The following is a 6,236-nucleotide window of genomic DNA, read 5'->3' as shown; positions in this document are numbered from 1 at the left end:
CCTTGTGCATCTACATGACGATAAATAACAATAGCTTTATCATCGCGTTTTACTGGTGCTTCTGGAACTTCTTCGTATTCATAAATAATTGTCTGCTTTTCTTCATTAACTTTTCCACTTTCAGGAGCTGACCCAACTTTATGCCCAACTAATTTATAAGTCTTGCCATCCTTAGGAATTTCAAGTGGTTTAAGAATAGGGGTATCTGATGTATAATTTGTATCAATCGGTTCATCTACTGATACAGGTTGTGAACTTTGAATCTCAGTATCAGTCCCTTTTATTACATATTTTACAACAACATCACCTGATTGTTTATAAAATCCAGAATCAATTGTCCAGTCGTTAGAGTTTTTTATTACAACTGTTGTCTCAAGACCATTCGAATCCTTAGATTCATCTGAAGTTCCTGCTTTTTTAGTTGAAACAAATCCTTCTGGTGTTTCAAATTTTACTTTATATGTACCATTATAGACTTTCGAGAAGTAATATTGTCCTTTGTCATTTGTTGTAGTTGTAGCTATAAGCTGTCCCTTATCATCAAATAGCGAAACTTTTACATCTGGAATCCCTGATTCACCTTCGTCTTGGATACCATTTCTATTTGTATCATTCCAAACTAAATCACCTAAAGCGTATGGGAGGTCGGCTGTATTATAGCCACCTTCATCAGGAGCAGCTAAAGTAATAGATCTATTTGCATTTGCGACTGACTTGGTATATATCCGGCCATTAACATTTCCCTCCATTGTTGAGGATACTAACATCGTATTATCTGCATTTGCTTTAGTTACTGTTTTATTTTTAGTTACAATAACAAACGCATCTGAAATGTTACCAAAGTTTATCTTCATCTGATTTCCACTATAAGTCGGAGAATATGTTGCAGTAACATCTTCTAATTTAGACGGGTCATAGTGGTAACTAGAATCAAGTGCAACATTAGCAGGGACTCGATAGACTTTCACCTCAGTATCATTGGAGTTAAATTGTGCAACATTGTTGTTTAGATTTTTTTCTGTATAAATAGCATTATTAACATTAACTCTGTTAATATTTGCAAAGGTAACGCTTGTGATTTCCTTTGTTTTGTCATTACTTTCTGTAATCAAACTAGAAACTGCAAGTCCATTAACTGCATTTGCCTTAGAACTATCGATTTGATTATATCTAACAGGTACAGAAAACTGCTTTGATGTATTTCCAATTGAAATAGTTGGTGTAATTGTTGATGTTTCTTTAACAATATCCCTATTCACTGCAACATAAAAACTTTTAGATGCCTCGATATTTCTTAACACTTCTGCTTCTTTTGTTATTACAAATTTCACCGTGTTAGTAGCTGAATCGTAGTGACCTTTAGCCAATCGAATACTATCTTCAATCCAAATACTTGTATCAAAGTCTTTAGGACGTGTAATACCAGTCAAATCAACTTCATTGCTGAACTTGACAGTAAAATAATCTCCTTCTTTTACACTAGGAGCTGAAAATTTAATTTTAGCGTTAAGTGAATCTCCATTATCAACTACAACCGGAGTTGTTTCATGACTTAATTCGATACTAGGGTTAATATCATTAGAAATATCTTTTCCTTCAACAGCATCAGAAGCCGTTGTTGATTCAGGAACCCCTGTCGGCTTACTATTTGAAGTTGTTTCAACGGGTTGATTCGCTGTATTTGATTCTGGAATATTCCTAGAACTTTCTTCATTAGCCGATGAATCATTAATTCCTAATACTGGGGTCGCTCCATTGCTTACACCAGCATTGACATCAGCATATGCAGTACTTGTTCCTAATAGAACAAGTCCACTAGCTACAGCAACCGAAGCAATACCTACATTGAACTTCCGAATCCCAAAACGAATCACTCGTTCAGTTGATTGTTTATTTGACTTAAACATAACTTCTCCTTCTTAAAAAGATTTGATAATGTTCAAAAACACTATCTCAATGCTCTAGTTATTTTTTGTCAATAATTTCTATAATCTTTTAAAGTTTTTATAAAAAGATTAGTAACTATTAACTACTCTAATAATAGCATAGTCTTTCTCTACCTGCAACTACTTCGTTTAAAAATATTAAAAATAATTGTTTTTTTCTTTTGTAACAGTTTTATACTAGAATCAATCCTATAAACACTTATCTGAATCTGAACGAGTAAAATTTGAGGATTATTTATGTTTAGAACTCAAACGTGCAGAGATTGCTCGTCGGCTGGGGAGAAATCGCTCTACTATTACTCGTGAAAGTAATCGTGGTTTCATCACACAAGTAAAAAAAGCAAACAGGCAGAAGGTCTATTAGCAACACTATTATGCATATGCTGCCCATAACTATTACCGTCATGCTAGATAAGTCAGCTGTTAGCTGAAACTAGATCGTGTTTCAGACGACTTTCTGAGAGAATTTACAGAAGCGATGAGAGAGAAAACAATGGTATATAGCTTGGATACCTTTGTTCATATCTATAGACTCCAACATATAGATTAGTTGTCCCTCTACCAAGAAACATCTAGGAAAGTTAATTGAAGAAAGTCCAGAAGAGGTCAATAATCGTTCCCGTTTTGGAGATTGGGAAATCGATTCTGTTCTGGGCGGAAACACGATAGGAGAACCTTTTATTAATAATCTCATTAAACTTATCAAACGAAATGCCTTTGGATTTCAGAACTTTGAAAACTTCAAAAACGGATTTTTATCGCTCTGAACATCAAAAAAGAAAGGATGAAATTCATCCTTTCTATATCTTATCTTTTCTTCAGCCCACTACAGTTGACAATGAGCCGAAAAATATCATACATAGCTTCTTATCCCACATCTTTAATAATAAACAAACTTACTAATCATAGTGATTTGTTCATGGTGTATAAAAAGTAATGTAGATATTTCAACAAAAACGTAGAGAAAATGATTATGGCATTATTTTACAACAGATGAAATCCCGTTGGGATCGAATAATTTACTTTTGATGTCAAGAGTAAATGGTGTAACTGTTGTCGTATCAGCCATTATCATACCTTCTGATCCTGGTCCAGTTGCAGTTAAAACTCCAATTATTTCCCCATCAAGGTATACAGCTGACCCAGAATTTTCTTGTGCTGCTGGCATACTCACGGTAAGTGTGCCATCTGATTCAACAGCTGTAATTTTCCCTGATGTCTTAGTAAAATCACCTCTATAATAACGAGAATAACCTGTTGTCGTAACTGTTTTTCCAATCAAACGGTTTAAATCTTTGTATATCACCAAAGTTGGAGTCTTAGTATTAATGGTAGTGGGTTCAACAATTTTTGTAACACTAACATCGTGCTGAAGATCGTTATATCCTGCATATCCAGGCATTGGTTTAAATGGTGTTTTTACGAAAACATTTTTTTTGTACATCTTCATTAAAAAATTGTGTGTGGAACCGTTTGTTTCAGATTCTGCGGTATTCCAACTTCCGTAACTTCCATCTTCCCTTGCGACACAATGAGCAGCTGATAGTAGCCAATTATCTTTGATTATAGTACCTGTACAACGCATTTTAGAAGAACCTTCTTTGTTAATATTCCATGCATAAGTAATATTATATGGAAACTGACTTTTTTCCTGACTTGAAACTGGGGTTCGAATTCCTTCTTCAGCAAAAGCTGTACCTAGAGGAATAAAGACTAAAAGAATAAATGCTGAGTAAATAATCTTTGTAAAACAGTTATTTTTCATTAGAAAACTCCTTTATGTAAATATTGTTTCTCTACGCCTTATATTATATATTATATAAAAAACCCTTTAATATATTAAGTGGAATTTTATTTAAATTTTAATAAAAGGTGAAATCGTTTTAACGAAAGTTCTATAATGAGTTAGACACACATCCCCTCCTAAAAGTTAGATGGTTCAACTAGATTATTGCTAGTACTCGATTTCATTTGATAAGAGGCTTGAAGCTATTAGGATAGCTAGCCAAGACTAATCTTAGACTTAGTTTAGCTAACAAAACAGCGTCAAGGGATCCTGTTGCCAAATGAAAGCTAATTGTTGCAATAAAAAAAGCTATTATGCAATAGCCTTCAAAACCTTGAAAAATCAACAAATCAGATTCTAAAAAATTACCCTAAAATTACATAGTCAATATTTATGGGTATCATTTTGGGTATCAAAAAACCGTAAGCTATTGCCTGCGGTTGGTGTAATCTAATTTAAAATCTTTCTATTTATAGGCATAAAAAACACCTATGTGTTATACAGCTCTATAATATTTGTAGTGGGTAAATCCCCTATAGATATTATGGAGCCTATTTTGTTGTAGAAAAAAGTCCCATATGCCCTATAATGAAAAGCAATCAAGCCACCATTAGAAAGATTCATATGGAACAATTACATTTTATCACAAAACTACTCGATATCAAAGACTCAAACATAAAAATTCTAGATATCATCAATATGGATACACACAAGAAAATTATCGCTAGACTGGACTACAACGCCCCATCTTGTCCTTATTGTGGAAGTCAAATGAAGAAATATGACTTTCAAAAACCGTCGAAAATTCCTTACCTCGAAACGATTGCTATGCCTACCAGAATTCTCCTTAGAAAACTCCGTTTCAGGTGCTATCACTGCTCTAAAATGATGGTCTCCGAGACTTCTATCGTCAAGAAGAATCACCAAATCCCTCGTATTATCAACCAAAAAATTGCGCAAAAGTTGATTGAAAAGACTTCTATGACCGATATTGCTCGCCAGCTTGCCATTTCAACTTCAACTGTCATACGTAAACTGAATGACTTTCAACTTTAAGCATGACTTTAGCCGATTTCCTAACATTATGTCCTGGGATGAGTATACCTTCACTAAGGGAAAGATGAGTTTCATTACGCAAGATTTCGACAATCTCAACATCATCACTGTTCTTGAAGGCAGGACACAAGCTATCATCCGAAAACACTTCCTACGCTATCCTAGACAGGTTAGAAAACGGGTCAAAGTCATTACTATGGATATGTTTAGCTCCTACTACAAATTGGCTAAACAGCTCCGCTTTCGAATTTCTAGGCTCAGGCTGAAACAGTCCCCCAGACTGTTTCACTCCAAAATGCAAAAATTGTACTTGATTGCTTTCACCCTTCGTTAATCTATTTCTAAACTCAGGCTAAAACAGTCCACTGGACTGTTTTACTCCAACATCTCAGACGTGCTATGAGTCGTATCCGTGTTCAAATCATGAATCAGTTTGAGCGAAAATCCCATGAATACAAGGCTATCAAGCGTTACTGGAAACTCATTCAACAGGATAGCCGTAAACTCAGTGATAAACGTTTTTATTGATCTACTTTTCGGTCACATTTGACCAATAAAGAAATTCTAGAAAAGCTACTTTCATACTCTCAAGAACTTAGACAGCACTGTAATCTATATCAACTCCTGCACTTTCATTTTCAAGAGAAACAGGCTGACCATTTCTTTGATCTGATTAAAAAAGCAATTTATTCTGTAAACCCTATTCTTCAAACTGTTTTTAAGACCTTTTTGAAAGATAAGGACAAGATCATTAATGCACTGGAACTTCCCTACTCAAACTCAAAACTAGAAGCTACCACTAATTTTATCAAATTCATCAAGCAAAATGCTTTTGGCTTCCGGAACTTTGACAACTTTAAAACTAGAATTCTCATTGCTCTAAATATCAAAAAGGAGAGAACCAATTTGGTCCTCTCCAGGTTATAACTTTTCATCAACCCAATACAGTTGACAATGAGCCGGAATTAAGAATTCAATTTCTTATTTATTAAGAATGGCTTAGTCTTTCTTACGAAGGACAAAAGCTGCTAGGCTTGCAAAGGCAAGACCGATGATTGAAAGAAGACTAGTAGAAGCTGTACCTGTGCTTGGTAGAACTTTCTTATCTTGGCTTGCAGTTTCTTCTTTCTTAGTGTTTTCAGCTTGGTTCCCTGTTGTTGCAGTATCTTTCTTATCACCGTTGGTTGTTGTAGAAGCTACTTTCTTAGTTCCAACTTCGACAATCTCATCTACTGCTGGAATGGTGATTGTGTTAGATTTCTCAACACGACCTGTTTCTACTCCGTCTGTGTAGGTAACTGTGTAAACAATGGTGCGAACGCCCTTCTTACCAGCAGCTTTCACTTGACGACTTCCTTCTGGAAGATCTGGATTTGTGACTTCCTTAGTTTGGAAAGCAACTTCTTCTGTCTTGGTCTCTTCCTTAGTCGTTACAACTGGGACTACTA

At 35.0% G+C, this 6,236-nt stretch carries 3 protein-coding genes and 3 pseudogenes; 3 read left to right on the top strand and 3 right to left on the bottom strand.

Going from position 1 to position 6,236, the window contains the following annotated elements:
* Positions 1 to 1,907, bottom strand: a 1,907-nt coding sequence (locus M1G12_RS09700; protein WP_247949831.1) for an SdrD B-like domain-containing protein, incomplete at its 3' end; no start/stop codon positions are given.
* A 283-nt stretch (positions 1,908 to 2,190) separates the two neighbouring features.
* On the opposite strand from M1G12_RS09700, the pseudogene M1G12_RS09995 reads away from it, so the two are divergent.
* Positions 2,191 to 2,310: pseudogene (locus M1G12_RS09995) on the top strand (IS30 family transposase); the annotation flags it as partial.
* 319 nt (positions 2,311 to 2,629) lie between these two features.
* Positions 2,630 to 2,748: pseudogene (locus tag M1G12_RS09690) on the top strand (transposase); the annotation flags it as partial.
* 177 nt (positions 2,749 to 2,925) lie between these two features.
* Here the strand turns inward: M1G12_RS09690 and M1G12_RS09685 are convergent.
* Positions 2,926 to 3,711: a trypsin-like serine peptidase gene (locus M1G12_RS09685; protein ID WP_084864323.1), complete on the bottom strand. Its 786-nt coding sequence runs from the start codon at positions 3,709 to 3,711 to the stop codon at positions 2,926 to 2,928.
* Positions 3,712 to 4,356: 645 nt separating this feature from the next.
* Between M1G12_RS09685 and M1G12_RS09680 the strand changes: the two are divergent.
* Positions 4,357 to 5,715, top strand: a pseudogene (locus tag M1G12_RS09680) (transposase).
* A 72-nt stretch (positions 5,716 to 5,787) separates the two neighbouring features.
* Here the strand turns inward: M1G12_RS09680 and M1G12_RS09675 are convergent.
* Positions 5,788 to 6,236, bottom strand: a 449-nt coding sequence (locus M1G12_RS09675) for a G5 domain-containing protein (RefSeq protein ID WP_247942425.1), incomplete at its 5' end; no start/stop codon positions are given.

Source organism: Streptococcus mitis, from assembly GCF_023110375.1.
In the GTDB taxonomy this organism is placed as follows: domain Bacteria; phylum Bacillota; class Bacilli; order Lactobacillales; family Streptococcaceae; genus Streptococcus; species Streptococcus mitis_CI.
Note: the sequence above shows the minus strand (reverse complement) of the source record. Positions and strands in the feature narration are given on the sequence as shown.